Consider the following 26,230-nt stretch of genomic DNA (forward strand, 5'->3'; position numbering starts at 1 on the left):
CTTGCGTTCCCTCTTTTATATTTTTAGGTATCAAATGCTACCTCAATAGTGGCGTGCGCGGACAACATTTTGTCGTGCGCGCCCACATCCCCCGCCGGCGCAAGGCCTACACTGGCCGGCATGCAAGCAACCCTTCCCCTTTCCCGACCCAAGCTAGATGGCGAGCGCCTGCTCGAAGGCCTGGACACCCTGCGCGGCTTCGGCCGTTACGGCAGCGGCGTGCGGCGGACCAGCTTCGGCGAGGCCGACCTCGCGTCGCGCCGCTGGCTATGCGAGCGGATGCGCGGGGCGGGCCTTGCTGCACGCATCGACGGCGTCGGCAACGTGGTGGGCGTGTCGGGCAAGGCCGGGCCTGCCCTGCTGCTCGGCTCGCATTCGGATACCCAGCCTGTCGGCGGTTATCTCGACGGCGCGCTCGGCGTGATCGCGGCGATCGAAGTCGCCCGTGCGCTCGCCGTGTGCCCGGCGACCGCCCACCTCGCCGTCGACGTGATGAGCTTTGTCGACGAGGAGGGCTGCCATTACGGCTTCCTGGGCAGCCTGAGCGCGGCCGGCCTCATGACGCAGGCCGGGCTCGACGCCGCGCTGAGCCACGCCGGCGTGCCGCTGCCCGAACTGTTGCGCGCGGCCGGGCTGTCCGCCCGGGTCGAACCGCTGGACCTCACGCGCTACGCCGGTTTCCTCGAGCTGCATATCGAGCAGGGGCCGTGGCTGGACGACGCGGGCGAGGCGGTCGGCGTGGTGTCGGCGATCGTCGGCGCACGCAACCTCGACATCACGACGCACGGGCAGATGAACCACGCCGGCTCGACGCCGATGGCCCGCCGGCGCGACGCCGGACGCGCGCTGATCGCGCTCGCGCACGAACTCGACATGTTGCTTGGCTGTTTTGCCGGCCCGTACACGGTGTGGAACTTCGGGCGCATGGAATTCTTGCCCGGCGCGGCGGCGATCGTGCCGGAGGAAGGGCGCTTGCGGCTGCAGTTCCGCGACCAGGACGAGGCCTTGCTCGACCGCATCGAGGCGGCCGTCGGCGAACTGGTCGCCGCGCACGACGGGCGGGGCGGCGTCGAATGCAGGCTGGCCCGCAGCGGCGAGCCGACGCGTGCCGTGTGCATGGACGCGGGTCTGCGGGAGGCCTGCGTCCATGCGGCACAACAGCTGGCGCCCGGCGCTTGGCGGACGATGCCCAGCGGCGCGCTGCACGACGCCGGCATCCTCGGCCGCGTGATGCCGGCGGCGATGCTGTTCGTGCCGAGCATCGGCGGCGTCAGCCACAACGTGGCGGAAGAGACGCGGCACGAGCACCTGTGTCTCGGTGCCGAGGCCTTGCTGTCGGCGGTGTTGCGCTGGGCAGCGGATAACGGACGCCTTGCCGTGGGCGGGGCGGATAAACAGACAGGAGCGATGGAATGTTGACAGTTTACGGCCGGCGCAACTCGGCCAACGTGCAGAAAGTGTTGTGGATGCTGGGCGAGCTCGACCTCGACTACGAGCGGATCAACGTCGGCGGCAGCTTCGGTGGCAACGACGATGCGGGCTACCTCAGGCTGAACCCGAACGGCAAGGTGCCGACGCTGGTCGACGGCGAACTCGCGCTGTTCGAGTCGAACGCCATCGTCCGCTATCTGGCGGCCCGCTACGGCGGTGAACGCTGGTGGCCGGCCGACCCGGCGGTGCGCGCGGTGCAAGACAAGTGGTTGGACTGGCAGCTGTCGACGCTCGCCGACGCGCTGGGGCCAGTGTTCGTCGCGACCATCAAGACCGAACCCGAACGCCGTGACGAAGTGGCCATCGCCAGGGGCGCCGCCCGCCTGCACGGCTGCTGGCAGATCCTGCAGCCTGCGCTCGAGGCCGACCCCTACCTCGGCGGCGCCGAGCCGGGGATCGCCGACCTCGTGCTGGGCACGATGTTCGCCCGCTACCGCGCGCTGCCCATCGTCCATCTGGCCATGCCGGCGCTGGACGCGTGGTTTGCCCGCCTGTCCGGCCGCCCGGCCTGCCGCACGCATGTGCTGCGTCCGATCGGCACCACCCCCGAGGAATGGACCCGCCTCGAGCGCGCCTGATCCTTACCCTTTGCGTTTGTTCTCCTCCCTTGCCGCCTGTACCCCGGGCGGCTTTTTTCATGCGCGTCCGCCTGCCTTCGGCAGCTGTGGTACCGGTGCTTCAAGGCGTGTGGCAGGTGTCGGCGAGGTGGGGCTGGCAAGCGGAAAAAGCCGTGGCGCGTTCAGACAACGTGTTGTCGCCACGGGACAGAGGCGGCGCGAAACGGGGGAGTAGACTGGCTTCACTTTCAAAGACAAACCGAAGCAAGCTGAAAGTTGAACGAATTTGGCCGAATAAGGCCGCTAATTAACCGAAATTGGAGACAGTTATGCCTTACCCAGTTGGTCTGCTGAAGAACCGCTCCGTCGTAAAACATGGTGAATGGGCCGTGATCGCCCCCGAAGGCCGCGTGATCAACTGCATGCCGGGTTTCTCCGATTGCAAGATGACCATCCTGGCGACCCCGAAGATGGGCGCGAGCTTCATCCAGTTCATCGGCACCGTCGGCGCTGAAGGCAAGACCACCCTGAAGTACGGTGGCAAGGAACATGAAGAGAGCTTCGTCTACATCCTCGACGGCGAAGGCGAACTGAAGATCACCGTCGGCGGCGAGAGCAAGGTCTACGGCCAGGGCGGTTACGCCTACGCCACCGCCGGCACCGGCATCGAGTTCGAGAACGTCAACGGCAAGGAATGCCGCATCCTCCTCTACAAGCAGCGCTACGTGCCGCACCCGGATGGCCGCGCGCCGTTCAACGTGTTCGGCAACACCAACGACATCGAGTGGGTTGACTACGACGGCATGAGCAACGTCCACCTCAAGGACCTGCTACCGGTCAACGAAGCGTTCGACATGAACATGCACATTCTGTCCTTCGACCCGGACGGCTGCCACCCCTTCGTGGAAACCCACGTGCAGGAACACGGCGCCTACCTGTACGAAGGCGAGGGCCTGTACATGATGGGCGAGGACTGGATCCACGTTAAGGCAGAAGACTTCATGTGGTTCGGCCCCTTCACCAAGCAGGCCGTGTACGCGACCGGCCGTGGCCCGCTGACCTACATCTACTCGAAAGACTGCAACCGCGACGTCGAAATCTGAGCGCGGCGCCCGGCACACGAATACTCACTGAAATATTCACGATAAAAGGAAGCAATCATGGCACTGACCAAAGAATTCAAGGCTAAGGACATCCGCGAAACGCTGGCCGCTACCGGCATGAAGGGCAAGAACATCACCTTCCTGGACGACTTCAGCCGCGAACAGATCCTGTCGCTGTACCAGTCCGCCGAGATGCTCGAGCCGTTCATGCGCACCGGTACCAACCTGCTGCAGGGCAAGACGCTGTACACCCTGTTCTTCCAGCCGTCGACCCGTACCCGCTGCAGCCACGAAAACGCGATGCTGCGCCTGGGCGGCAACGTGATCACCGAAGCCGACCCGCTGCACAACAGCTCGGCCGCCAAGAACGAAAGCCTGTACGACAGCCTGCGTGTGACCAGCCAGTACGCCGACGTGATCGTGATGCGCCACCCGGACGACAAGGAAGCGCTCGGCGCGATCGAAGAGCTGGGCAGCAACGGCAGCCCGATCATCTCCGGCGGCTACGGCCACGTGACCCACCCGACCCAGGGCCTGCTCGACAGCTACAGCTGCTACCGCGCCTTCGGCGACCTGGAAAACGCCACCGTCGTGATCAGCTCGCCTGACCTGTCGCGTGCCCGCTCCGGCCAATCCTTCGCGCTGGCCCTGGCCGCCATGGGCGCCCGCATCGTGTACACCGGCACCAGCGAACTGCGCACGCCGGACATCATCCGCGAGAAGCTGACCCGCATGGGTGCCCGTTGGGAAGAGCACTTCGACCTGAACGTGAAGCAGCACGAAGAGCTGTTCGCCGACGTCGGCGCCGACCTGGTCTACCTGCCGGGCTGCTCGGTGAAGAAGGACGACCCGAACCGCGAAGACTTCATGAAGAAGCTCTCCAACCACTACATCTCCCTCGAGATGCTGGAGAACATCAAGAAGAAGACCGGCAAGGTGGTCGGCGTGCACCACTCGCTGCCGCGTAACCCGGGCGAGTTCGACATGGCGATCGACGCCACCGAACACGAACTGTACTTCAAGGCGATCGGCTTCTCCGTCGCGATCCGCATGGCCCTCTTGGCCGCGGTGGTCGGTGTGAACTAAGCGATGCGTCACTGGAAAGGGGGAAGCGATTCCCCCTTTTTTCCGGACCTCGATTGTTGTCTTCCGGCAGCTGCCGCCGGGCTTAGCAGGCGGCGGTTGCGGAACTACCTCATTGGAGATGCAATCATGGCAATCCCAAGCTCCTCCCCCGCTACCGGCGCCGCCGGCGCTGCTGCTCCCGCCAAGAAATCCGGCTTCAAGATGCCGGACATCTACATCGTCCTCGCCATCTTCATCATGGTGATGGCGGTGCTCACCTACATCGTCCCTGCCGGCCAGTACGAGCGCGAGAAGGTTCAGACCGCGCACGGCGTGAAGGAATTCGTCGTCGCCGGCACCTACAAGCAGATCGAGCAGCACCCGGTCGGCTTCATGGATCTGGTGACCGCCATTCCCGACGGCCTGAACCGCGCTTCCGGTATCGTGTTCCTGACCTTCCTGGTCGGCGCCGGCATGGGCCTGATCAAGCGCGCCGGCCTGATCGACATCGGCGTGCAAAAGCTCGCCCGTGCGGTCGGCAACAAGGAAGTGCTGATCATCCCTATCCTGATGACGCTGTTCAGCGCGCTGGGTGCCTTCATCGGCGTGCCCGAGCTGTCGCTCGCCTACCTGCCCATCTTGCTGCCGCTTTTCTACCGGCTGGGTTACGACGGCATGACCGCGATGGCCGTGTCGCTGCTCGGCCCGTGCATGGGCTTCATCTTCGGCCTGACCATCCCGGGTTCGGTCGGCGTCGGCCAGCAGATCGCGCAACTGCCGATCTTCTCCGGTTCCGGTTTCCGCGCCGTGATCCTGGCGATCGCCGTGCTGATGTCGGTGGCCTACACCATGTACTACGCGTCCAAGGTCAAGAAGACCCCGAGCAAGAGCCTGACTTTCGACACCGACATCGAGATGCGCGCCAAGCTGGCCGAAGGCGATCAGAAGGGCGAGATCACCGCGACCCGTCGCCAGATCCTGGCCGGCTACGCCTGCTTCGTGATGTTCCCGGCTGCGATCGCCACCATCCTGATCAACAACCTGGGCTTCGGCGCCATCGGCGGCCTGTTCCTGTTCATCGGCCTGACCGCCGCCGCGATCGCCGGCAAGAAGCCGCAGCAGATCTGTGATGACCTGAACGCGTCAATGCGCGACATTATGGTCGCCGCGCTGCTGTGCGGTGTGGCCAGCGCCATCGCGGTAGTGATGGACCGCGGCATCATCACCGACACCCTGGTGTACTACCTCGAAGCGATGCTGCGCGTGATCCCGCCGGAAGCTTCCGCAGTCGGCATCTTCTGGACCCAGTCGATCTTCAACTTCCTGGTGCCGGGTGCTACCGCGCTGACCGTGCTGACCCTGCCGGTGCTCTCGCCGCTGGCCACGCTGCTGGACATCCCGCAGCAGGTGGTGGTGACCGCCAACGCCTGGGGCGGCCAGCTGACCGACATCTTCTTCCCGACTTCCGGCTTCTTCGTCGCCACCCTGATGCTGGCCAAGGTCGAATTCAGCAAGTGGATCCGCTTCTACTTCCCGCTGATGATGGCGCTGGGCGTGATGTCGAGCGTCGCGCTGGTGGTCCAGCAGGCCATGGGCCTGTAAGGCTCCGGCCAGACCGGAAGGTGTGTCCCCGCACGGGCCTGTCGACACCGACAGGCCCGTTTTTTCTGGGGTGCGGCCGCGCCCGAGGGCGCGACGGACGGGACACGCCGTTTCGCTGCATTGCAGTGCCGCGCATGCCGCATGCGGGTGCTGCCGTTCGCAAAGGACTGTCCTGATGGCATCCAACGAATCCCTGTCCCTCCCGTTTACCCCGAGCGATCGCCTCGCCAACGAGGACCTGCTGCCGGTGGCCGAGCGCCGCTGGGCTACCTACAGCTTCTTCGCCCTGTGGATGAGCGATATCCACAGCCTGGGCGGCTACGTGTTCGCCGCCGGCCTGTTCTTCCTCGGCCTCGCCGGCTGGCAGATCCTGCTCGCGATGCTGGCCGGCATCCTGATCGTCAACCAGTTGCTCAACGGCGTCGGCGTGATGGGGCAGAAGACCGGCGTGCCCTACCCGGTGCTGGCGCGGCTGAGCTTCGGCGTGTTTGGCGCCAACATCCCGGCGCTGATCCGCGCGGCGGTCGGCATCGTCTGGTACGGCGTGCAGACCTGGCTCGCGTCGCTGTCGCTGGTGATTCTGGTTGAGGCCGTGTGGCCGGGCGCGTCGGCCGCGCTGCCAGGGCAGTGGCTGGGCTTGAGCACGCTTGGCTGGCTCTGCTTCATGTCGATGTGGCTGCTGCAGCTGGTGCTGTTCTGGCGCGGCATGGAGTGGGTGCGCCGCTTCATCGATTTTTGCGGGCCGGCGGTGTACCTGGTGATGTTCGCGCTGGCGGCGTGGATGCTGAGCCAGGCCGGCTGGGAGGCGTTCACCCTGCGCCTGTCCGACCGCGTGCTGAGCACGGCCGAGACTGTGTACGAGATGCTGGGCGTGGTCGCGCTGGTGGTCGCGTATTTCGCCGCGCTGCTGCTTAACTTCGCCGACTTCTCGCGCTTTGGCGTCAGCGAGCAGGCGGTGCGCCGCGGCAACTTCTGGGGGCTGCCGATCAACTTCATGCTGTTCGCGCTGGTGACGGTGATCGTCACCGCCAGCACGCTGGTGGTGTTCGGCGAGGCCATCCTCGACCCGATCGAGGTAGTCCACCGCATCGAGAACAAGCCGGTGCTGATCCTGGGCAGCCTGACCTTCGTCATCGCGACCATCGGCATCAATATCGTCGCCAACTTCGTGTCGGCAGCCTACGACATCGCCAACGTCGCGCCGCGCCACATCACCTTCGCGCGCGGCGGGCTGATCACCGCACTGCTGTCAATCGCGGTGCTGCCCTGGCAGCTGTACCACAACCCGGTGGTGATCAACCTGTTCGTCGGCGGGCTGGGCGCCTGCCTGGGGCCGCTGTTCGGCGTGATCATGGTCGACTACTACTGGACGCGCCGCCGCCAGGTGGTGATTGCCGACTTGTACAGCGAAGACCCGGCCGGCCGCTACTGGTATCAGGGCGGCGTCAACCTGCGCGCGGTCGCGGCCTTCGTGCCGGCAGCCTCGCTCGCCTGCATGGTGGTGCTGTGGCCGGGCGCAGGGCATCTCGAGGCGTACGGCTGGCTGATCGGCACGCTGGCGGCTGCTGCGGTCTACGCGCTGATCATGCCGCGCGAGCCGGCCTGACCGGTTGATGTCATACGGGTCCGTCCTTCATGCTGATCCGTATGGCATTTGTCTGTGCTGGCCATCTGCGTGGCGTGCCAGGACAAGAAAATGACACGAGCAGACAGGCGTAGAAAGTAACGACTCGCTACACTGCGTCCCGAGTCAAGCAGGCAGGTCCGGCCTTCGCTGCAGGGCCTGCCGCTTTGGACATAAACCTGGATGACAGGAGCGAGCATGTTGGGCACACACGCTTTGAAGGGCGGGAGCTTCCGGCTTCCGAATATCTACCTGATCCTGGTCGGCTTCATGGCTGTTGTGGCCTTGCTGACCCGCTGGATCCCCGCCGGTGCCTACCAGCGCACCGAAATGATGACCCCCGCCGGCCCGCGCATGGTTGCCGTCGCCGACAGCTTCCAGTTCCTCCCTTCCTCTCCCGTTACCCTCTGGCAGTTCATCACCGCGATCCCCGACGGCATGGTCGGCGCGGCCAACATCGTGTTCATGACGCTCTTGGTCGGTGGTTCGGTCGGCCTGATCCGCCGTACCGGCGTGGTCGACCTCGGCATCCAGTCGCTGCTCCGCGCAGTCGGCGGCCGTTCGCAACTGGTGATCCCGCTCTTGATGGCGCTGTTCGCGGCGATCTGCGGCTTTATCGGCGTGCCCGAGCTGTCAATCGCCTTCCTGCCGATGCTGCTGCCGATGTTCTACCGCATGGGTTACGACGGCATGACCGCGGTCGCAGTCGCGCTGTTGCCGACCACGCTGGGCTTCGCCTTCGGCATCACCATCCCTGGTACCGTCGGCATCGGCCAGAGCATCGCCCAGCTGCCGATGTTCTCCGCCGCCGGCTACCGCGCGGGCATGCTCGCGCTGGTGATGCTGGTCGCCATCGTCTACACCTGGCGCTACGCCACCCGCGTCAAGGCCAACCCCGCCGCGAGCCTGGTGTTCGATACCGATGCCGAACTGCGCACCCGCCTGCTCAGCACCCGCGGCGGTGACGCGGCCAACCGTTTCACATCGCGCCAGAAGCTCGCCGGCGTGCTGTGCGGCTTCGCGCTGATCGGCGTGATCGTCGCCATCCTCAAGTGGCAGTTGAGCTTCAACGCGATCAGCGGCCTGTTCCTCTCCGTTGCCGTCGCCACCGCCCTGATTGCTGGCAAGCGCGCCAATGCGCTGTGCGAGGACCTCGACGAGTCGTTCCGCGAGATCCTGGTCGGCGCGCTGATCTGCGGCCTGGCCCGCGCGATCTCGGTGCTGATGAGCCACGGCCAGATCGCCGACACCATCGTCTACGGCATCGTCGGCCTAGTGTCCGACTTCAGCGGTGCCATCGCGGTGATCACCGTCTTCCTGTGCCAGGCGATGTTCAACGCGCTGATCCCATCCGGCAGCGGGCAGACCGTGCTGACCATGCCGGTGCTGGTGCCGCTGGCCGACCTGTTGGGCATCACCCGCCAGACCATGGTACTCGCCACCCAGATGGGCGACGGCATGACCAACATCCTGTTCCCGACCTCGGGCTACTTCATCGCCACGCTGGCGATCGCCCGGGTCGACTACCTCAAGTGGCTGCGCTTTTACCTGCCGCTGTTCGGCGTGCTGCTCGCGATGGCGGCCGGCTCGCTGACGCTGGCGTACTCGATCGCGCTGGGGCCGTTCTGACCCCAAGGCAGCCACCCAAACTTCAACCATCAAGGAAATCCCAATGCTCGATACCCTGATCCGCAACGCGCGCCTGGTGCTGCGCAACGAAGTGGTGAACGCCGAACTCGGCATCCGCGACGGCAAGATCGCCGTGATCGCCGACCGTGTCGAAGAGCCGGCACGCGAGACCGTCGACGCCGCGGGCCAGTACGTGATGCCGGGCATGGTCGACGTGCACATGCATATTTCCGAGCCGGGGCGTACCGAGTGGGAAGGTTACGAGACGGGCAGCCAGGCGATGGCCGCCGGCGGCACCACCTCGTTTGTCGAGATGCCGCTGAACACCATCCCGGCGACCACCGACGTCGCCGCGATGGACCTGAAGATCGGCGCCGCCAGCGGCCAGTGCCACGTCGACTATGCGCTGATGGGCGGGCTCGTGCCGTGGAACTTCGACGACCTCAAGCCGATGTCTGCTGCCGGCGTCGCCGCGTACAAGTGCTTCGTCGCCACCTGCGGCTCGGGCAAGCCGGGCGACTTCAAGAACGTCAACGACTTCGAACTGTACGAAGGCATGAAGATTCTCGCCGAGACTGGCGACCTCCTGGTGATCCACTGCGAGAATGCCGCGCTGACCGACGGGCTGGGCAAGAAGGCGCGCGCCGAGGGCAAGAGCAAGGTGTCCGACTACGTCGCCAGCCGCCCGGTGTTCACCGAGGTGGAAGCGGTGCAGCGCGTGCTCTTGATCGCCAAGGAAACCGGCTGCCGCGTGCATATCGCGCACAACAGCTGCCCGGAAGCGGTCGACGCCATCCACCGCGCCATCGCCGACGGCGTCGACGCGTCGGTCGAGTCGTGCCCGCACTACTTCCTGCTGGCGACCGAAGAGCTCGACGCGATCGGCCCGCGCGCCAAGTGCTCGCCGCCGATCCGCGACTACGCCAACCAGGCGCGCATGTGGGAGTACCTCGCCGCCGGCAAGATCGGCATCCTCGGCTCCGACCACTCGCCGTGCACCTTCGACCTCAAGGACAAGGAAAACGCGTTTGACGCGTGGGGCGGCCTGTCGGCCTGCCAGAACAGCGTCGACGCGATGTTCGACGCCGGCGTCAAGCAGCGCGGCCTCAGTCCGACCCTGCTCGCGCAGGTGCTCGCGACCAACCCGGCCGAGCGCTTCGGCCTGAAGGACAAGGGCGAGATCGCGATCGGCAAGGACGCCGACCTGGTGTTCATCGACCCCGAGCAGTCGTACACGGTGACCGCCGAGGGCCTCTACTACAAGAACAAGCACAGCGCGTACGAGGGCCGCAAGATCGATTGCCGCGTCACCCGCACCGTGCTGCGCGGGCGCACCATCTTCGAACTGGGCAAGGACTTCGGCAAGGCGGACGGCCGCCTGATCCGCGTCACCGGCAAGCAGGGCCGCTAAGCCTGTTTTGCTGCTTTTCCACCAAGGCACCGGCACCGCACCGGTGCCTTTTTTGTCGTCTGCGGGGTGGCGGGCGTGGACTGTCCAGCCTTCATTCTGCTGCCGGAATTTGTCAGTACGTGCCATGCGCTGGCGTGCGATGACAGGTGTTTTGATGGGTTGATTTCTGCTGTAAGCCTTGCCAGGCAAGCTTTCTTGCGTTTCGTCAAACAAGTGTGGATGGTCGGACACGCTGGCGCGTAAGGACAGTGCGCGGGCTCGTGTTTGTCATTACGGTAGTGGCTACTCCCCGCCCGGGAAGCAGGCACACCGGGCCCGGTCGCCGCATCCGAATCGCAAACTTTCAGTGGAGATCAACGATGGCCATTCCTGTCCCAACCCCACCCGCGCCAGCCGCCGTGCAGGCACCCGCCAAGAAATTCGAGATCCCGGACATCTACGTGATCCTGGGCGCGATGATCCTGTTCGTCGCCCTGCTCAGCTACGTGATCCCGGCGGGCGAGTACCAGCGCGAGATCGTCAACGGCCGCGCGACGGTGGTCGCCGGCTCGTTCGCCTTCATCGAGCAGCAACCGGTGGGGTTCATGCAGGTGGTCGAGGCGATCCCGACCGGCCTCGTCAAGGCGGGCGACGTGGTGATCCTGACCTTGCTGGTCGGCGGCGCGGTCGGCGTGATCCGCGGCGCCGGCATCATCAACTACGGCATCGACAAGCTGCTGGGTGCGCTGGGTAGCCGAACCAGCCTGATGATCCCGGTGCTGACCTCGGTCGGCGGCGTGATCTCGGCCTTTATCGGCACGCCCGAACTGGGTATCGCCTACCTGCCCATCGTGCTGCCGCTGATGCTGCGCCTCGGTTACGACACCATGACGGCCACCGCGATCGCGCTGCTGGGCCCCTCGGTCGGCTTCGCGTTCGCGCTGACCGCGCCGGCGACGGTCGGCACCGCCCACCTGTTGGGCGAACTGCCGATGTTCTCGGGTGCCGCCTTCCGCTTCGCCTTCCTCGCGCTCGCGCTCTCGATCAGCACCGCCTTCATCATGCGCCACGCGGCGCGGGTGAAGGCCAACCCGGAGCAGAGCCCGACCGCCGAACTGGACGCGACGCTGCGCGCGCGCTTCGCCGGCGAGGAGAGCGCATCGGACAGCAGCTACACCCCGCGCCAGCGCATGGCCGGTGCGGCGACCTTGCTGATGTTCGTCGCCATCATCGCGGCCATCCTGCAGTTCAAGCTCGGCTTCATGGCGATCTCCGGCCTCTTCATGCTGATGGCGGTCGCCGCCTGCCTGCTGGCCGGACAGACGCTCAACGCGATCTGCGCCAGTTACAACGACGCGATGAAGGGCGTGATGGTCGGCGCGCTGATCTGCGGCATCGCCCGCGGCGTGTCGGTGGTGCTCGAGCAGGGCATGATCATGGACACCATCGTGTTCTGGCTGTCCGAGATGCTGAGCAAGCTGCCGCCGGCGGTCACCGCCTACGGCATCTTCGCCACCGAGTGGTTCTTCAACCTGATCGTGCCGTCCGGCTCGGGCAAGGCCGTGATCACGCTGCCCATCCTCTACCCGCTGGCTGACCTGGTCGGCGTCTCCCGCCAGATCGTGGTGCTCGGCCTGCAATGGGGCGAGGGCCTGGCCAACGTGATCCAGCCGACCGAAGGCTACTTCATGGCCATCCTGGCCATGGCCGGCGTGCCGCTGAACCGCTGGGTGCGCTTCTTCCTGCCCCTGATGGGCCTGCTGGTCGCGCTCGCGCTGGCCGGCCTGTTCGTCGCGCAATTGGCCGCGCTCGCCTGAAACCACCGATGGCCGGCCCCGCGCCGGCCTTTTTTGACCGTGCTCTTGTCGGGAGATTCGCCATGACAACCCCACGATCCAGAACGGCCGCCTGGCCGATGCCCGATGTCTACCTGATCCTGCTCGCCTTCGTGCTGTTGATGGGGCTGCTGACCTGGCTGGTGCCGGCCGGCAGCTACGAGCGCGAAATGCGCGAGACGCTGCTCGGCACCCGCGCGGTGGTACTGCCCGGCACCTACCAGTTGGTCGAGGCGTCGCCGGTCGGCTTCATGCAACTGGTGACCGCGTTGCCGGACGGGCTCTCCAGCGCCAGCGAGATCGTGTTCATGACGCTCCTGGTCGGCGGCGCGGTCGGCGTGATCGCGCGTGCCGGCATCCTCGAGTTCGGCATCCACCACCTGCTGCGCGCGCTGGGGACGCGCGCCGAGCTGACCATCCCGATCCTGATGGCGATGTTTGCGCTGTTGGCCGCCTTCATTGGCACGCCGGAGCTGGCGATCGCCTACCTGCCCATCATCCTGCCGCTGTTCCGGCGGCTGGGCTACGACGCGGTGACCGCGACGGCGACCGCGCTGTTGGCAACCTCGCTGGGCTTCACCTTCGGCATCACCGCGCCGACCACCGTCGGTGTCGGCCAGAGCATCGCCCAGTTGCCGCTGTTCTCCGGCGCGGCGGTGCGCGCGCTGGTGTGGCTGGGCGCGATCGCGCTGTGCGCGGCCTACGTGCTGCGCCACGCGCGGCGCACCCGCCAGGCGCCGTCGGACGAGGGCTCCCACGCGCTGCCGGTGTTCAGCGCCCGCCTGCGCTGGGCGGCCGGCGTCACCGCCTTGCTGTTTGTCGCGGTGATCGCGTCCATCATCGTGTTTGGCCTCAAGTTCAACGCGATCGGCGGCCTGTTCGTGCTGATGGCCGTGACCGGCGCGCTGGTGGCCGGGCGTTCGCCCAACGGCATCTGCGAGGACTTCAACGCCGCATTCCGCGACATCCTGGTCGGCGCGCTGATCTGCGGCTTTGCCCGCGCCATCGCGGTGGTGATGGAGCAGGGGCAGATCGCCGACACCGTCGTCCACCACCTGGAGACGCTGACCGGCGACATGTCCTCGTACGCGGCGCTGCTGTCGATCTTCGGCTTCCAGGCGCTGTTCAACCTGCTGGTGTCCTCCGGCAGCGGGCAGACCATCCTGACCATGCCGGTGCTGGTGCCGCTGGGCGACCTGCTCGACATCAGCCGGCAGACGCTGGTGCTGGCGACCCAGTTCGGCGACGGGCTGACCAACCTGGTATTCCCGACCTCGGGCTACTTCGTCGCGACGCTGGCGATCGGCAAGGTCGGCTACCCGGCGTGGCTGCGCTTTTACGCGCCGCTGTTCGCGACCCTCGCGCTCTACGCAGGAGCCGTGCTGTGCCTCGCGCACGCGCTGCGCTTCGGCCCGTTCTGAGCCGCGGCGCGCAAAGCCAAACGCTTGTCGGGTGCAGACAGGCCGGCGGCATGCGCGGCCGGTAAAGTGGGTTTGTGCACGCAGCCTGATGCCCGACAAGGATGGTTGGTCCCAGGCGCCGGTACCGCCCGGCCGGTCTTGCGTGCCGCCTCAACCGTACACCAAACCGGTTGAACTCCTGCAGGCACCGGTTTGACGCCGGTGCCTGAACCCATTGGAAGACCGCCCATGCTGACAGCCGAACGCCTCACCGAACTGACCGCCTTGCGCCGCGACCTGCACGCGCACCCCGAACTTGCCTTCGCCGAGCAGCGCACCGCCGCGCTCATCGCGCGTGAACTGGCGGCGCTGGGCTTGCCGGTGCACGAAGGCATCGGCGGCACCGGCCTCGTCGCGGTGGTCGAGGGCGCGCGCCCCGGCCCCGCGGTCGGCCTGCGCGCCGACATGGACGCGCTGCCGATGCAGGAGGGCAACACCTTCGCGCACGCGTCGCGCCACGCCGGCTGCATGCACGGCTGCGGCCACGACGGCCACAGCGCGATGCTGCTGGGAGCCGCCGGCGTGCTGGCGCGCTCGCGCGACTTCGCCGGCACCGTCTACCTGATCTTCCAGCCGGCCGAAGAGATGGAGGGTGGCGCCGTCGCCATGATCGAAGACGGCCTGTTCACCCGCTTCCCGATGCAGGCGGTGTACGGCCTGCACAACTGGCCGGGGCTGCCGGCCGGGCAGGTCGCGGTGCAGGCCGGTCCGATGATGGCCGGCATGGACTTGTTCGAGATCGTGGTCACCGGCCGCGGCAGCCACGCGGCGATGCCGCACGAGGGCAACGACGCGCTGGTCGCCGCCGCGCAACTGGTGACCGCGATCCAGACTATCGCCAGCCGCAGCGTCAGTCCGCTGGAGAGCGCGGTGGTCAGCGTGACCCAGCTGCACGCGGGCGACGCGTACAACGTGCTACCTGAACAGGTGGTGGTGCGCGGCACCTGCCGCTACTTCAAGGGCGCCGTGCAGGCGGCGATCCGCGCGCGGCTGGACGGGCTGTGCCGCGGGCTCGAGCTTGCCTTCGGCGTGACGGCCGCGCTCGACTACCGGGTGCGCTACCCGGCGGTATGCAACGAGGCGGCGCACGCCGCCGTCGCCGCCGCGGCCGCACGCCGCGCGCTGGGGGACGCCGGGCTGTGCCAGCGCTTTGCGCCGTCGATGGCGAGCGAAGACTTCGCGGCGATGCTGGCTGAAGTGCCCGGCGCGCTGGTGTGGTTGGGCGCCGATAACGCGCACGCGCCCAGCGCCCCCCTGCACAACCCCGCGTACGACTTCAACGACGCGCTGATCGAGCCGGGCGTGCGCTTCTGGGTGGCGCTCGCGCACGACGCGCTGGAGGCCCTCGCATGCACACGCTGACCGAGGCGGACGATTTCGACCGCGCGATGCTCTCACGCGCGGTGCTCGAGGCGGAGCAGGCGCGCCTCGCGGGTGACCGGCCGTTCGGTGCGCTGATCGCCGAGCAGGGCGGCCGCCTGCTCGTGCTCGGCCGTAACCGAGAAGCCAGCAACGCCGACCCGACCGCGCACGCCGAAGTCGACGCGCTGCGCAAGCTCGGCCCGCGCGCGCCGGCCGGTGCGGCAGGGCTGACCCTGTACGCGAGCGGCGAACCCTGCCCGCAATGCGCTGCGGCGATCTTCTACAGCGGCATCCGCCGCGTGGTGTACGCCGTCGGCGCCGACACCATGCGTGCGTGCGAGGAGGAGGGCGCGCCGGTGCTCAAGATGGGCTGCCGCGAGGTGTTCGCCACCGGCTCGCACCCGGTGTGCGTGGTCGGCCCCGTCGAGGTCGAACTCGGGCGCGAGGTGCTGCGTCGCCACTTCGGCCGCTAGATGCTGTCGCTCGGACTGGCCGCGCAGGCGGCGATGCTGCTGGCGATCGCCTGCGACGTGGTGGCGTTCCAGCTGCACGGCCGGCGTCGCCTGCTGCTGTGCATGAGCGGCGGCATGGCGCTGGTGTGCCTGCACTTCGCGCTGCTCGCGCAGTGGACGGCGGCGCTGACCATGCTGCTCGCCGTCGTGCGCAATTTCGCCAGCCTCAGGCGGCGTACCTTGGCCGTCGAACTCGGCTTTGCCCTGTTGATCGTCGCCGGCGCCGTATTGACCTGGGGCGGGCTCGCCAGCCTGCTCGCCTGCACGGGCGCGCTGCTGGCCAACCGGGCGATGTTCGCCGCGAGCGAGCGCGCCTTGCGCGGGCTGCAATTGCTGGCGACGCTCGTGTGGATTGCGCACAACCTCGCCGTCGGCAGCCCGCTGGCCGTGCTGCGCGAGGCGCTGGTGTTCGCGAGCAACCTCGTCGGCAGCTGGCGCTTGTCCCGGCGGAGCGATACCGGGCAGCCGTAGGCATCACTGGGCTGCGCTGGTTTCCTTTGCATTGGCCGGCTACGCGTAGCCGCAGAGCCTTCCCCCTTTGTCAGCAATGGCCTGTCCGCCGTTGGCCATCGTTTCCAGTTGTGTGCAATGCGCGTCGATCTGCCCGAGCAGCGCATGCTTCCACTTTTTGTATTCTTCTTCCGGCATCTGTACGGGCTGGTTTGATGTTGCGTTGACCATGCTCATCAGTGCGGCACTGTAGGCGTTGGCGTAGAGCAGGTCGCGAAAGCCGTTACGGATGATGGCGGGTGCGTTAGTGGCAATTTCGGCCAGCGAGAGCTGGCTGACCAGCCCGAACAGGTTGCTGCGCACGGGGCGGGTGGCCGCCTGCATCACGCCGACCACGGAGAACAAAGCTGCCGGCTGCTGCAGCGCGTACTCGGCGTTTTTAAGATGGTCTCCTTGAGATGCAGGCAGCAGTTGGTGGAGCTTGTCCAGCCGGGTGAGCGCGAGGCGGGTATTGTTGAGCAGCAAGGACGCGTCGCGCACCGGGTTGTCAGAGTCGGTCGCGATGCGGCGGGCGCCGAAGCGGGTAAACGCGTCGATCACCAGATAGGCGCGCAGCAGGCGGCGCTGCTTGTCGACGACCGGCTCCGCGTACACTGCCTTGGTCGGAAATGCCTTCTCGCAGTTCGCTTTGTCAACGGGTTCGTCCTTGAGTAAGCGGCAACTACTTTCTGTCAGTGTCTTTTGTACCTCAGTCGCGTCCAGGCGTGCCATGCCGGCGCATCCGGTCAGGGTGAGCGCCATCGCGCAGGAAAGGATGGGGATGTTGGTGGTTAATCGCATGAGGGATCTCCCGGCTTGCTTCAGAAAAAACACCTACGAAACATAGGCTTAATACTTGCCTGCCACCAGTTGCTCGTCTAAGCCGAAGTTTTGGCCGGCGGGCATTGCGATGACGGACGCTGATGCGGGCAGGAAGGATCGCCGTCTCGACAAGGAGGCGCAGCAGGCGGAAAGCCAACGGATAGGTGAGCGCCACAAACTGCTGGGCTGGCCGGATGAAGAGGCTGCACGTTGCGCGCTGGCACTCTCCGGCGGTGGCATCCGCAGCGCAACTTTCTCGCTGGGGGTGGTGCAGGCGCTGGCGCGCCATGCGCCAGACGGCCGGCCGGTGAGCGACCCACCGGCAGACACCGGCAGCCCTCAACAAGGCGATGAGCAGCAGCCGGAGCGCGCTTGGCTCGCCCGCTTCGACTACCTGTCGACCGTCAGCGGCGGCGGCTATCTGGGCGCCTTCCTGTGCAGCCTGTTCGTGCCCGGCCGTTTTCGTGAGCAAAAAGATGAGAAGACGGCAGCACTGACAGCTTTCAGGGTGCTGCGCAAGGAGCCGCCCGAGCGCTTCAGCCCCAGCCGACGCATCAAGGAGTTGGCGCAGCCCGCAGGGACTTCGATGCCGCTCGCCTGGCTACGCGACAACGGCCGTTACCTGCTGCCGACCGGCGCGGGAGACACCGGTTACGCGCTGGCCCTCTTGATCCGCAACCTGCTATCGGTCCATCTGGTGATTGGGTTGGCGGTTGTACCGGTTCTTACGCTGTCCACGTTGTTTGGTTTGGTGGTGTCGCTCTACCCCCTCTGTAGCAGTTTCTCTTCCGCATTTTCCCAGATCTGGTTTATTCCCGAGGCAATATGGTGGCCATCGCCCGCATGGTGGCTGGTGCCGTTACTGGCGCTTGTCTGGCTAATGCCCGCCATGCTGGCCTACTGGCTGTCCGACCGCATTACGGCCCTGTCAGGTCGCAAGCTCATGTGGCGGGTGCCGCTCTCTGACCTGTTTCTTGCTGCCCTGGCCATGCTGCTGCTATGGCTCGAGCTTGGCCAGCGCTGGCCGTCGGAGCTGGCTATCTGGCGCTGGCTGGCCTGGGGCTTCTTGTGGGTGGGGTTTGCCGCGCGCTGCCTGACGGGTTGGCTGCAGCGTCAGGTGCGCCGCCAACTGGGTGGCGCTGCCTCACAGCACACGCCGGCGGCGGGCTACCGGGTGCGGGTCACCCGCCATCTTGCTGCCGGGTTGGCCGTGTTGCTGGGGGTGGCCATACTGGCGCTGGCGGAGTCGCTCGGGCAGTCGCTTTACCTGTACATGGCCAAGACCGAAGCTGTGCTGACGCTGGGCGGCCTGCTATCGGTGCTCGCGGGCTTGTTTGCGGCAGTGCGTTACCTGGCGCGCTTCTTCGACGAGAAGGCGCCGTCCGGCTGGCTGGCGCGCTTGCCGCTGGGTGCCATCACCGGTGCCGCGGCCGCCGTGCTTGCCCTGCTGCTGCTGACGCTGTGGGCGCTGGCCGTGCAATGGGTGGCGTGGGCTGAACAACAGCCCGGCGCGGATGCCTTGCCGTGGGCCTTGGGCCGGCTTGGCGTGCTGCTGGGGGCGAGCCTGCTACTGCTGTGGTGGACAGGCCGTGAGCCCGATTTTCTCGACCTCTCTTCCTTGCAGCAGTTTTACTCGGCTCGCCTGATTCGTGCCTATCTTGGGGCGAGCAACGGCACGCGCTTCCAGAGCCAGGATCGCGCCTCGTACAGCAGCGCCGAGCCTATGCCTGGCGACGAGCTGAGCCTGCAAGACTATTACCGGGAAGATTCGGCCGCGCCGCTGCACCTGATCAATTGCACCCTCAACCAGACCCTGGGGCCGGCCGAGCAACTGGTGCAGCGCGACCGTAAGGGCAAGCCGGTCTGTATCGCGCCTACCGTACCCAAGCCATCCTGCGGCACGCCGGACCACCCGCCGCTTCCCTACCACATTTTTGTGGACGGCCATCTGGCCAGGCAGAAGGGTGGCTGTCCGGTCAGGCCGGGTGACGGCGTACCCAAAGGGCTAGGCGCGTGGATAGCCGTCTCCGGCGCCGCGTTTTCGACCGGCCTTGGGCGGACCACCTCTCTCGGCACTTCGCTATTGTGCGGCCTTGCCAATATCCGTCTGGGGCGGTGGATGCGGCTTCCGCTCGACGAAGCCTACGTAGCGGACAAGGACGAAAGCCAAAACCAGTCTGAGCGGCCGTCTCGATGGTTAGCCATTCTGCCCAATCAGACGTTGCTGCTGCGTGAATGGACGGCGCGCTTTCACGGCCTGCATGCCCCGTGGCAGTACTTGTCCGACGGCGGCCACTTCGAGAACCTTGGCGTGTACGAACTGTTGCGTCCCGGCCGCGAGGTGCGGCTGATCATCGCCTGCGACTGCGGTGCCGACCCGGACTACCACTTCGACGACCTGGCCAACCTAGTGCGACTCGTGCGGGTCGACTTCGGCCGGGAGATCGAAGTGGACGAGGAAGGCATGGCCGCGCTACCCGCCGATGTGCGCAGGGTCTTCGCCACCCCGCAACAGTTGCGGCAGGCGGAACTGGCAAGACGTGCCGCGCAGGCTAACCCCCCGGATGATCAAGCATGCGCGGTCCTGCTCAGGGTGGGCCCAGCCGGCAAGGACGAACCCGTCAGCCACATCGTGCTGATTAAGCCGCGGGTGCCGGCCGGCGTGCCGGTCGACGTGGCGCACTACGCCGCGCTGAACCCCGCCTTTCCGCAGCAGACTACCGTTGACCAGTTCTTCGACGACCAGCAATGGGAGAGCTACCGCAAACTGGGGCTGGTCTGCGGCGAGAGTGTCGTGCGGGCGCTGGCAAGTAGTGGGGAGGTGGCGCGCTGGCTGGGCCAGTCGCCGGAGCAGGCAGTCAACCGAGAAGGAGCATGAGATGAAATATCCGGGCAGGGTGGTCCGGCTGGGCGAGGCGGACCCGAAGGTGGTCAAGGCGGTCAAGGAGCAGCTGAACAAGGCATTGCACCTGCCGCAGGAGGGGGTTGGCGCGCTAGACGAGAGTAACCCCAATTTCGGCGCGACGACCGAGCAGGTGGTCAAGCTGTTCCAGTGCCGCAACGCCGATGCACTTGGGCGGCCTCTACTCGAGGACGGTGAGATCGGCGCGCTGACCTGGGCGGCGCTGTTCGGCGAGGCGAGCGTGCCGGTGGCGGACCAGGCCAAGACCCCGCTGCTGCAGAAGGTAGTCGAAGTCGCCGCCAGTCAGGTTGGGGTGCGCGAGGTTCCGAAGAGTTCCAACAGAGGACCGCAGGTCGAGGTCTACCTTGCCTCGACGGGCACCCCCGCTGGCTCATGGTGGTGCTGCGCGTTCACCTACTGGTGCTTCCGCGAGGCGGCCACGGCGCTGGGTGTGGCCAACCCCATGCTCAACACCGCGCATTGCCTGACCCACTGGAACGGCGCCAAGCAGCGAGGCGCCCAGCGCGTACACACGGGCGATGCGGTGGCCAACCCAGCGCTGGTGAAGCCGGGCATGCTGTTCATCCTCGATAAAGGAGGCGGAAACGGGCATACCGGCGTGGTCGAGCGCGTGGCCGGCGAGTTTATCTACACCATTGAAGGAAATAGCAACGCTTCGGGTGGCGCCGATGGTGATGGCGTGTACCGGCTGCGTCGCAAGATCGACACCATCAACAAGGGTTTCATCGACTACGCGTAAGGATTGACAGATTCCGGCCCGAAGCCGCCGGTCGCGCGGCGGGGCATGTGTGTGGACAAGGGGAAGGAGAAATTGATGCAGGCAAAAACCATGTGGCAGGCAGCGTTTGTTGCCGTGCTACTGTCGCCCGCCGCGCTGGCGGGGACTTTTTCGGGTACGGCCAGCGGGCTGCCGGTGCCACCGGCAACACTGATCGACTTTGAAAATGTGGCGCCGCCGGGGCCGCTGCCGGAGTTCCCGTATGTCGATAATTTCTACGCGGCGTCCGGGGTGAGCTTCAGCGGCTTTGTCGCGGAGCGGGGCATACTCGGCTTGCCGTATGGTCAGGCGGCGATGACACAATTTGTGGGAGGTCTGCTCGGCGTAAGTGGTGGCAGGCCAGTAGAACCCGTGGAGATCCGCTTTGCGTCGCCGGTCAGCGCCGCGTCGTTCTGGACGGCGGGTGATCTTTTGGGGGTCGGTCTGGGTTCGGCCGAAGCGTTCAGCGGTAACACCCTGGTCGCCTCGCTGACGCTGGCCCCCGGCTACAACGGCTTCGACAACCTGAGCTTTGACCGCATCAGGTTCGAGTCCGGGGGACCCCTCATCGACAACCTGGCCTTCCAGCCGGCGGCGCCGGTGCCCGAGCCCGCTAGCGCACTCTTGATGCTGTCCGGCCTCGGGGTGGTCGGCTGGTGGCGTCGGCGGCAGCGCTGACGCGCGTCGCCGTCAAACCCGGGCCCGAAGCCGCCGGCCGCGCGGCGGGGCATGTGTGTGGACAAGGGGGAGGAGAAACCTATGCAGACGAAAAGACCCCTGGCCAGCGCTGCCGTGTTGGCCCTGACCCTTGGCTTCAGCGGTGTGGCACACGCAGAGCTCTTCAAGCGCGACCTGCTGACGGGCGACCAGTTGCTGGTGTTCGACGACGCCAGCGGGCTGGAGTGGCTGCAACCGGTCGCGACTCTGGGTGGTGGGTACGACGGTGCTGTGGTCAAGTCAGTGATGTCGACTTACGGCCTGCGCTACGCGTCATCTCAGGAGGTGCAACAGCTGATTCAGGGTAATTTTGGTGAGCTGGTGTTGTTCCCTGAATACGTTTACAAGAAAGAAAATGGGCCTGTGCTCAACAGCTTCTACGAGTGGTTTGCTCCCATGAGTCGTTCGAGCTTCGATGCCGGCTATGGCAAGGATCTTTGGGCAAACTCGGCAGATGCCGTGCATGGTTACCCCTGGAGCAGTCTCTCTGGCGGGGCGCCTTTCGTCTTTGAAGGCAGCCAAATCCGCGGCCACTGGCCACTGGCGGGCAACTGGTTGGTGCGGCCGGTCTCGCCGGTGCCCGAGCCGGCCAGCGCGTTGCTGATGCTGTCCGGCCTCGGGGTGGTCGGCTGGTGGCGCCGCCGCCGGCAGCCATAAGCGGGTGAGGGGGCGCCGGCGGGAAGACGGGTTTGTCCGCCGGCGCTTTACTGGCATCATCGCCCCCATTCATTCGCAGCGACGACGCCATGACCCCTCACGACCCCTATTTGTGGCTGGAAAGCCTGGACAGCCCCGACGCGCAAGCGTGGGTGACTGCGCAAAACCAAGAGACGCAGCGCCTGCTCGACGCCGACCCGCGCTTCGCGCCGTTGACCGCCGAGATCCTCGCCCACCTGCAGGACACCCGGCAGATCCCGTTCTTCGCCGAGCACGACGGCTGGCTGTACAACTTCCACCAGGACGAGGCGCACCCGCGCGGGCTGTACCGGCGCACCACGCTGGAAACCTACCGCGCTGGCGGCAACGACTGGCAGCCGGTGTTCGACCTGGACGCGCTGGCCGCAGCCGAGGACGAGGACTGGTTCCTCGACGGGATGTCGCACTGCACGCTTTCCCCCTCGCGGGCGATGCTGTTCCTGACCCGCGGCGGGCAGGACGCGACGGTGTGCCGCGAGTTCGACATCGAGGCGGGCGACTTCATCGACGACGGCTTCAACTTCCCCGAGGGCAAGAGCCATATCGCGTGGCGCGACGAACACAGCGCGCTGGTGTGCCCGGGCTGGCAAGGCGCGCCGCTGACGCGCGCGGGTTACCCGCGCGAGGTGTGGCGGGTGGCGCGCGGCGAGGGCGGCCGGCACGAATGGGTGAAGCTGTTTGTCGCGGGCAAGGGCGCGATGATGGTCGCCGCGTGGCGCTACCTCGACGCGGACGGCGCGCCGCTCGACATCATCGAGGCGTCCGACTCCTTCTACCGCAAGACCTACCACCTGATCGGCGCCGACGACAGCACCCGTGCGCTGCCGCTGCCCGAGCGCGCCGACATCGAGGGCTATCTGCACGGCGAACTGCTTGTGAAGCTGGCCGACGACTGGGCGTGGCAGGGCGAACAGTACCGCGCCGGCAGCCTGCTGGCGGTGGCGCTGCCGGCCCTCACCCCCGACCCCTCTCCCGAGGGGAGAGGGGGGGCTGCCGTATCTCTGGGCCGGGTGCAGGTGCTGGTCGCGCCGCACGACAAGTGTTCGGTCGAGTCGGTCGAGACCACCCGCGCGAGCGTGGTGGTCAACCTGATCGACAAGGTGAAGAGCCGGCTCACCGCGTTCGACCGGGTGGACGGCGCCTGGCGCGAGCGCGCACTGCCGGTGCCTGACAGCGGGGTGGTCGAGTTCGCCGACCAGCCGTGGGATACGGACATCATCTGCTACAGCTTCAGCGATTTTCTGACGCCGACCGGGCTGTGGCGGCTGAATGTGGCGACCGGCGAGCAGGAAGTGCTGCGCGCGCAGCCGGCGGCGTTCGACGCGTCGGCGTTTGTTGCCGAGCAGCACAGCGCGCGCGCCGCCGACGGCACCGCGATCCCGTATTTCGTGGTGCGCGGCCGGCATACGGTGATGGACGGCAGCACGCCGACGCTGATGTACGGCTACGGCGGCTTCGAGGTGCCGATGCTGCCTTATTACGTCGAGAATTTCGGCCCGCACTGGCTGGAGAAGGGCGGCGCCTTCGTGCTCGCCTGCATCCGGGGCGGCGGCGAGTTCGGCCCGGCGTGGCACCAGGCGGCGCAGGGGCCGCGCCGCGCGGTGAGCTTCGGCGACTTCATCGCGGTGGCCGAGGATCTGGTCGCGCGCGGGCTGACCAGCCCGCGCCGGCTGGGGATAGAGGGTGGCAGCAACGGCGGCCTGCTGGTCGGCGCGTGCATGGTGCGCCGGCCGGAGCTCTTTAACGCGGTGGTGTGCGAGGTGCCGCTGCTCGACATGCTGCGCTACACCGAACTGCTGGCCGGTGCGAGCTGGATCGACGAATACGGCGACCCGGCCGACGAGGCCGAGCGAGCGGCGCTGGCGGCGTACTCGCCCTACCACCACGTCGCGGCCGGCGCGCCTTACCCGCTCGCGCTGTTTACCACCAGCGCCAAGGACGACCGCGTCCACCCGGGGCACGCGCGCAAGATGGTCGCGCGCCTGCAGGCGCTGGGCCACGACGCGCTGTTGATCGAGACCGACGCCGGCGGCCACACCGGCAACGCGCAGCAGGCGCAGACCGCCGAGGAGCTCGCGCGGGTGCTGGTCTACCTGTACCGCCAGCTGATGGACTGACTGGGCAAGTCATCTGCTTGTGTCTGCGGCGGGTTTTATGCCAAAGTTGTCGAAAATATTAGACAACAGAGGAGAAGCCATGCAGCAGGTCAGCGATATCGTCGTATTTGCCCGCCACCCGGTCGAGGCCGAGTCTTTCGTCGCCGCCCCCGAGCGGCGGCTGGACGGCGAGTGCCGCCAGCGCGTCGAAAACCATTACTCGGACGAGAGCGGCCAGTTCCACGCCGGCATCTGGTCCGGCGGCATCGGCCGCTGGAAGGTGCGCTATACCGAGCACGAGTTCTGCACGCTGCTCTCGGGCAAGGTGCGCGTCAGCGACGAGACGGGCGCGTCGGTGCTGCTGGAGGCGGGCGACCACTTCGTGATTCCGGCCGGCTTCGCGGGTGTGTGGGAGGTGATCGAGCCGGCGAGCAAGACCTACGCCGTGTTCGAGGCCGCGCGCTGACACCGTTTGTTTGATCTGGGTGAAGACGGCCTGCGTTGGCGCAAGCCACAATGGCCGGGAACCCAACAGAAAGGACCGCTATGTACCAGAACATCGTGATTGCCCTCGACGGCAGCCATAACGCCACCCTCGCGCTGAACGAGGCAATCGAGCTGGCGAAGGTGACCGGCGCGCGCATGATCCCGGTGCACGTGGCGAGCCTGCGCGACATCAGCGTCGAGGGCGTCGGCATGCTCGGCAGCCACGACCTGCACACGCTGGCGCAGACGCGCGGCCGCGACATCCTCGCCGAGGCCGAGTCGGAAATCCGCAAGGCCGGCCTTGACAAGGTCGAGACGGTGATCGTCGAGAGCTGGGACGGCGGCAAGGAGATGGCGCGCATGCTCATCGACGTCGCCCGCGAGCGCGGCGCCGACCTGATCGTGCTCGGCACCCACGGCCGCGCCGGGCTGATGAACCTGTTGATGGGCAGCTTCGCCGAGACCCTGCTCAAGGTGGCGACGCTGCCGCTCTTGATCGTGCGCAACACGCACGACGACGACGAGGTGAAGGTGTTCGAGAAGCGCCCGATCCTGTAAGCCTGTCCCTACACCCCCGCTTCAAGCGGGGGTTTCAGTTCTTGCGCGCGGCGAGCACGAAGAATTCGCGGTTGCCGTCGCCGCCCTTGATCGGGCTGTCCAGCCACTGCAAGGCCTTAAAGCCTTCCGCGGCCAGCGCCGCGTCGATCTTGTCCATCACCCGCGGGTAGTAGCGCTCGTCGCGCACAATACCGCCGCGGGACACCCCTTCGCGCCCCACCTCGAACTGCGGCTTGACAAGGCTCAGCAGACGGCCGCCATCGGCCAGCAGCGGCAAGGCGGAGGGCAGGATCAGCGTCAGCGAGATGAACGACACGTCGCACACCATCAGGTCGAACGCTGCGCCTTCGTTGGCTTCTAGCAACGTCGCTTTATCGAGCGCGCGCGCGTTGACCCCCTCGAAGCAGCGCACCCGCGCGTCGTCGCGGATCCTCTGCGCGAGCTGGTCGTGGCCGACGTCGACGCCGACCACGCGGCGCGCGCCGGCCTGCAGCAGGCAGTCGGTGAAGCCGCCGGTCGACTGGCCGACGTCGAGCGCGCTCAGCCCCGTTACGTCGACGCCGGTCGCGGCGAGCGCGCCCTCGAGCTTGAGCGCGCCGCGCGACACGTAGCGGTCGGCGGCGTCGGGAATGATGTCGAAGCGGGTGTCGGCGGCCAGCTTCTGGCTGACCTTGGCGACGGCCGCGAGCTGCCCGTCCGTGTCGACGCGGACGCGGCCGGCCTCGATCAGTTTTTGCGCGGCGGTGCGCGAGGCGGCGAGCCCCTGTTCGACCAGCAGCAAGTCGGCGCGGATCATGGCATCTCCCGGAGGGTTGGCAGGGCGGGCAAGGGTCGCGCCGCCGGCGTTCGCCTGTCAAGCGGCGGCGCCTTGATTTGCGTCAAACCAGCCCTGATGATAGCCTTGACTCGCACTCTATGCATTGCGAGTGCCTTCAGTTCGGGCTTTGCCCGTCAATTTGTAACGCCCGTACCGCGGGCAAGGCGGCCATCCGGCCGCATCGGCTCACCTTGGGTCATCCGTCCAACCACCGGTCCGGCGTTCGTGCCCCGGCGTAC

General features: G+C 66.8%; 22 protein-coding genes. 20 read left to right on the forward strand and 2 right to left on the reverse strand.

Going from position 1 to position 26,230, the window contains the following annotated elements:
* Positions 1-120 precede the first annotated feature (120 nt).
* The 13 genes from E5K04_RS03235 to E5K04_RS03295 all read left to right on the forward strand — a co-directional run bounded on the left by E5K04_RS03235 (position 121) and on the right by E5K04_RS03295 (position 16,101).
* Positions 121-1,419 (forward strand): hydantoinase/carbamoylase family amidase, encoded by a 1,299-nt coding sequence (locus E5K04_RS03235; RefSeq protein ID WP_136551477.1) that lies wholly within the window; start codon positions 121-123, stop codon positions 1,417-1,419.
* Positions 1,413-2,069, forward strand: coding sequence for a glutathione S-transferase family protein (locus E5K04_RS03240; protein WP_136551478.1), 657 nt, complete (start codon positions 1,413-1,415; stop codon positions 2,067-2,069). The genes E5K04_RS03235 and E5K04_RS03240 overlap by 7 nt, the downstream gene beginning before the upstream one ends.
* Positions 2,070-2,377: 308 nt before the next feature.
* Entirely contained in the window at positions 2,378-3,151 is a 774-nt protein-coding gene (gene allE / locus E5K04_RS03245; RefSeq protein ID WP_136551479.1) for a (S)-ureidoglycine aminohydrolase, read from the forward strand.
* A gap of 57 nt (positions 3,152-3,208) precedes the next feature.
* A complete protein-coding gene (locus E5K04_RS03250; protein WP_136551480.1) occupies positions 3,209-4,237 on the forward strand; it encodes an aspartate/ornithine carbamoyltransferase family protein in 1,029 nt (342 codons plus the stop codon).
* Positions 4,238-4,363: 126 nt separating this feature from the next.
* Positions 4,364-5,818, forward strand: coding sequence for a YfcC family protein (locus tag E5K04_RS03255; protein ID WP_136551481.1), 1,455 nt, complete (start codon positions 4,364-4,366; stop codon positions 5,816-5,818).
* Positions 5,819-5,993: 175 nt separating this feature from the next.
* Positions 5,994-7,424, forward strand: coding sequence for an NCS1 family nucleobase:cation symporter-1 (locus E5K04_RS03260; protein ID WP_136551482.1), 1,431 nt, complete (start codon positions 5,994-5,996; stop codon positions 7,422-7,424).
* Between the two features lie 216 nt (positions 7,425-7,640).
* Complete coding sequence (locus E5K04_RS03265; RefSeq protein WP_168929140.1) at positions 7,641-9,071, forward strand: YfcC family protein; 1,431 nt, start codon at positions 7,641-7,643, stop codon at positions 9,069-9,071.
* A gap of 43 nt (positions 9,072-9,114) precedes the next feature.
* Positions 9,115-10,482, forward strand: a complete 1,368-nt coding sequence (gene allB, locus E5K04_RS03270) for an allantoinase AllB (protein ID WP_136551484.1) — start codon at positions 9,115-9,117, stop codon at positions 10,480-10,482.
* 359 nt (positions 10,483-10,841) lie between these two features.
* Complete coding sequence (locus E5K04_RS03275) at positions 10,842-12,278, forward strand: YfcC family protein (protein ID WP_136551485.1); 1,437 nt, start codon at positions 10,842-10,844, stop codon at positions 12,276-12,278.
* Positions 12,279-12,340: 62 nt separating this feature from the next.
* A complete protein-coding gene (locus E5K04_RS03280) occupies positions 12,341-13,717 on the forward strand; it encodes a YfcC family protein (RefSeq protein ID WP_168929141.1) in 1,377 nt (458 codons plus the stop codon).
* Between the two features lie 228 nt (positions 13,718-13,945).
* Positions 13,946-15,118, forward strand: a complete 1,173-nt coding sequence (locus tag E5K04_RS03285) for a M20 aminoacylase family protein (RefSeq protein ID WP_136551487.1) — start codon at positions 13,946-13,948, stop codon at positions 15,116-15,118.
* On the forward strand, positions 15,106-15,591 hold the full coding sequence (locus E5K04_RS03290) for a nucleoside deaminase (RefSeq protein WP_136551488.1): 486 nt from the start codon (positions 15,106-15,108) through the stop codon (positions 15,589-15,591). Before E5K04_RS03285 ends, E5K04_RS03290 begins: the two co-directional genes overlap by 13 nt.
* Complete coding sequence (locus tag E5K04_RS03295; RefSeq protein WP_136551489.1) at positions 15,592-16,101, forward strand: YgjV family protein; 510 nt, start codon at positions 15,592-15,594, stop codon at positions 16,099-16,101.
* A gap of 39 nt (positions 16,102-16,140) precedes the next feature.
* Here the strand turns inward: E5K04_RS03295 and E5K04_RS03300 are convergent, their stop codons facing one another.
* Positions 16,141-16,851 (reverse strand): hypothetical protein, encoded by a 711-nt coding sequence (locus E5K04_RS03300; protein WP_168929142.1) that lies wholly within the window; start codon positions 16,849-16,851, stop codon positions 16,141-16,143.
* A 178-nt stretch (positions 16,852-17,029) separates the two neighbouring features.
* Between E5K04_RS03300 and E5K04_RS16725 the strand changes: the two genes are divergently transcribed.
* The 7 genes from E5K04_RS16725 to E5K04_RS03335 all read left to right on the forward strand — a co-directional run bounded on the left by E5K04_RS16725 (position 17,030) and on the right by E5K04_RS03335 (position 25,174).
* Entirely contained in the window at positions 17,030-19,819 is a 2,790-nt protein-coding gene (locus tag E5K04_RS16725; protein ID WP_205700284.1) for a patatin-like phospholipase family protein, read from the forward strand.
* A gap of 1 nt (position 19,820) precedes the next feature.
* Positions 19,821-20,603 (forward strand): CHAP domain-containing protein, encoded by a 783-nt coding sequence (locus E5K04_RS03310; protein ID WP_136551491.1) that lies wholly within the window; start codon positions 19,821-19,823, stop codon positions 20,601-20,603.
* Positions 20,604-20,678: 75 nt separating this feature from the next.
* The gene (locus tag E5K04_RS03315) at positions 20,679-21,299 is read left to right on the forward strand and encodes a PEP-CTERM sorting domain-containing protein (protein WP_168929143.1); all 621 of its coding nucleotides are present in this window, start codon (positions 20,679-20,681) and stop codon (positions 21,297-21,299) included.
* Between the two features lie 81 nt (positions 21,300-21,380).
* Positions 21,381-21,995, forward strand: a complete 615-nt coding sequence (locus E5K04_RS03320; RefSeq protein WP_168929144.1) for a PEP-CTERM sorting domain-containing protein — start codon at positions 21,381-21,383, stop codon at positions 21,993-21,995.
* Positions 21,996-22,084: 89 nt separating this feature from the next.
* A complete protein-coding gene (locus E5K04_RS03325; RefSeq protein ID WP_136551494.1) occupies positions 22,085-24,151 on the forward strand; it encodes a prolyl oligopeptidase family serine peptidase in 2,067 nt (688 codons plus the stop codon).
* A gap of 79 nt (positions 24,152-24,230) precedes the next feature.
* Complete coding sequence (locus E5K04_RS03330; RefSeq protein WP_136551495.1) at positions 24,231-24,596, forward strand: cupin domain-containing protein; 366 nt, start codon at positions 24,231-24,233, stop codon at positions 24,594-24,596.
* 80 nt (positions 24,597-24,676) lie between these two features.
* Positions 24,677-25,174, forward strand: a complete 498-nt coding sequence (locus E5K04_RS03335) for a universal stress protein (protein ID WP_168929145.1) — start codon at positions 24,677-24,679, stop codon at positions 25,172-25,174.
* Between the two features lie 34 nt (positions 25,175-25,208).
* Here E5K04_RS03335 and E5K04_RS03340 read toward each other — a convergent pair whose 3' ends face one another.
* Complete coding sequence (locus tag E5K04_RS03340; RefSeq protein ID WP_136551497.1) at positions 25,209-25,970, reverse strand: TlyA family RNA methyltransferase; 762 nt, start codon at positions 25,968-25,970, stop codon at positions 25,209-25,211.
* Positions 25,971-26,230 lie beyond the last annotated feature (260 nt).

The organism is Crenobacter intestini (assembly GCF_004919095.1).
GTDB classification, from domain to species: Bacteria; Pseudomonadota; Gammaproteobacteria; order Burkholderiales; family Chromobacteriaceae; genus Craterilacuibacter; species Craterilacuibacter intestini.

Coding starts and splice junctions, on each gene's coding strand:
- E5K04_RS03250 (WP_136551480.1), top strand. CDS start 3,209: ATGGCACTGACCAAAGAATTCAAGGCTAAGGACATCCGCGAAACGCTG.
- E5K04_RS03330 (WP_136551495.1), top strand. CDS start 24,231: ATGCAGCAGGTCAGCGATATCGTCGTATTTGCCCGCCACCCGGTCGAG.
- E5K04_RS03340 (WP_136551497.1), bottom strand. CDS start 25,970: ATGATCCGCGCCGACTTGCTGCTGGTCGAACAGGGGCTCGCCGCCTCG.
- allE (WP_136551479.1), top strand. CDS start 2,378: ATGCCTTACCCAGTTGGTCTGCTGAAGAACCGCTCCGTCGTAAAACAT.
- E5K04_RS03260 (WP_136551482.1), top strand. CDS start 5,994: ATGGCATCCAACGAATCCCTGTCCCTCCCGTTTACCCCGAGCGATCGC.
- E5K04_RS03275 (WP_136551485.1), top strand. CDS start 10,842: ATGGCCATTCCTGTCCCAACCCCACCCGCGCCAGCCGCCGTGCAGGCA.
- E5K04_RS03335 (WP_168929145.1), top strand. CDS start 24,677: ATGTACCAGAACATCGTGATTGCCCTCGACGGCAGCCATAACGCCACC.
- E5K04_RS03255 (WP_136551481.1), top strand. CDS start 4,364: ATGGCAATCCCAAGCTCCTCCCCCGCTACCGGCGCCGCCGGCGCTGCT.
- E5K04_RS03295 (WP_136551489.1), top strand. CDS start 15,592: ATGCTGTCGCTCGGACTGGCCGCGCAGGCGGCGATGCTGCTGGCGATC.
- E5K04_RS03235 (WP_136551477.1), top strand. CDS start 121: ATGCAAGCAACCCTTCCCCTTTCCCGACCCAAGCTAGATGGCGAGCGC.
- E5K04_RS03290 (WP_136551488.1), top strand. CDS start 15,106: ATGCACACGCTGACCGAGGCGGACGATTTCGACCGCGCGATGCTCTCA.
- E5K04_RS03300 (WP_168929142.1), bottom strand. CDS start 16,851: ATGGCACGCCTGGACGCGACTGAGGTACAAAAGACACTGACAGAAAGT.
- E5K04_RS03315 (WP_168929143.1), top strand. CDS start 20,679: ATGCAGGCAAAAACCATGTGGCAGGCAGCGTTTGTTGCCGTGCTACTG.
- E5K04_RS03320 (WP_168929144.1), top strand. CDS start 21,381: ATGCAGACGAAAAGACCCCTGGCCAGCGCTGCCGTGTTGGCCCTGACC.
- E5K04_RS03285 (WP_136551487.1), top strand. CDS start 13,946: ATGCTGACAGCCGAACGCCTCACCGAACTGACCGCCTTGCGCCGCGAC.
- allB (WP_136551484.1), top strand. CDS start 9,115: ATGCTCGATACCCTGATCCGCAACGCGCGCCTGGTGCTGCGCAACGAA.
- E5K04_RS16725 (WP_205700284.1), top strand. CDS start 17,030: ATGACGGACGCTGATGCGGGCAGGAAGGATCGCCGTCTCGACAAGGAG.
- E5K04_RS03325 (WP_136551494.1), top strand. CDS start 22,085: ATGACCCCTCACGACCCCTATTTGTGGCTGGAAAGCCTGGACAGCCCC.
- E5K04_RS03280 (WP_168929141.1), top strand. CDS start 12,341: ATGACAACCCCACGATCCAGAACGGCCGCCTGGCCGATGCCCGATGTC.
- E5K04_RS03265 (WP_168929140.1), top strand. CDS start 7,641: ATGTTGGGCACACACGCTTTGAAGGGCGGGAGCTTCCGGCTTCCGAAT.
- E5K04_RS03240 (WP_136551478.1), top strand. CDS start 1,413: ATGTTGACAGTTTACGGCCGGCGCAACTCGGCCAACGTGCAGAAAGTG.
- E5K04_RS03310 (WP_136551491.1), top strand. CDS start 19,821: ATGAAATATCCGGGCAGGGTGGTCCGGCTGGGCGAGGCGGACCCGAAG.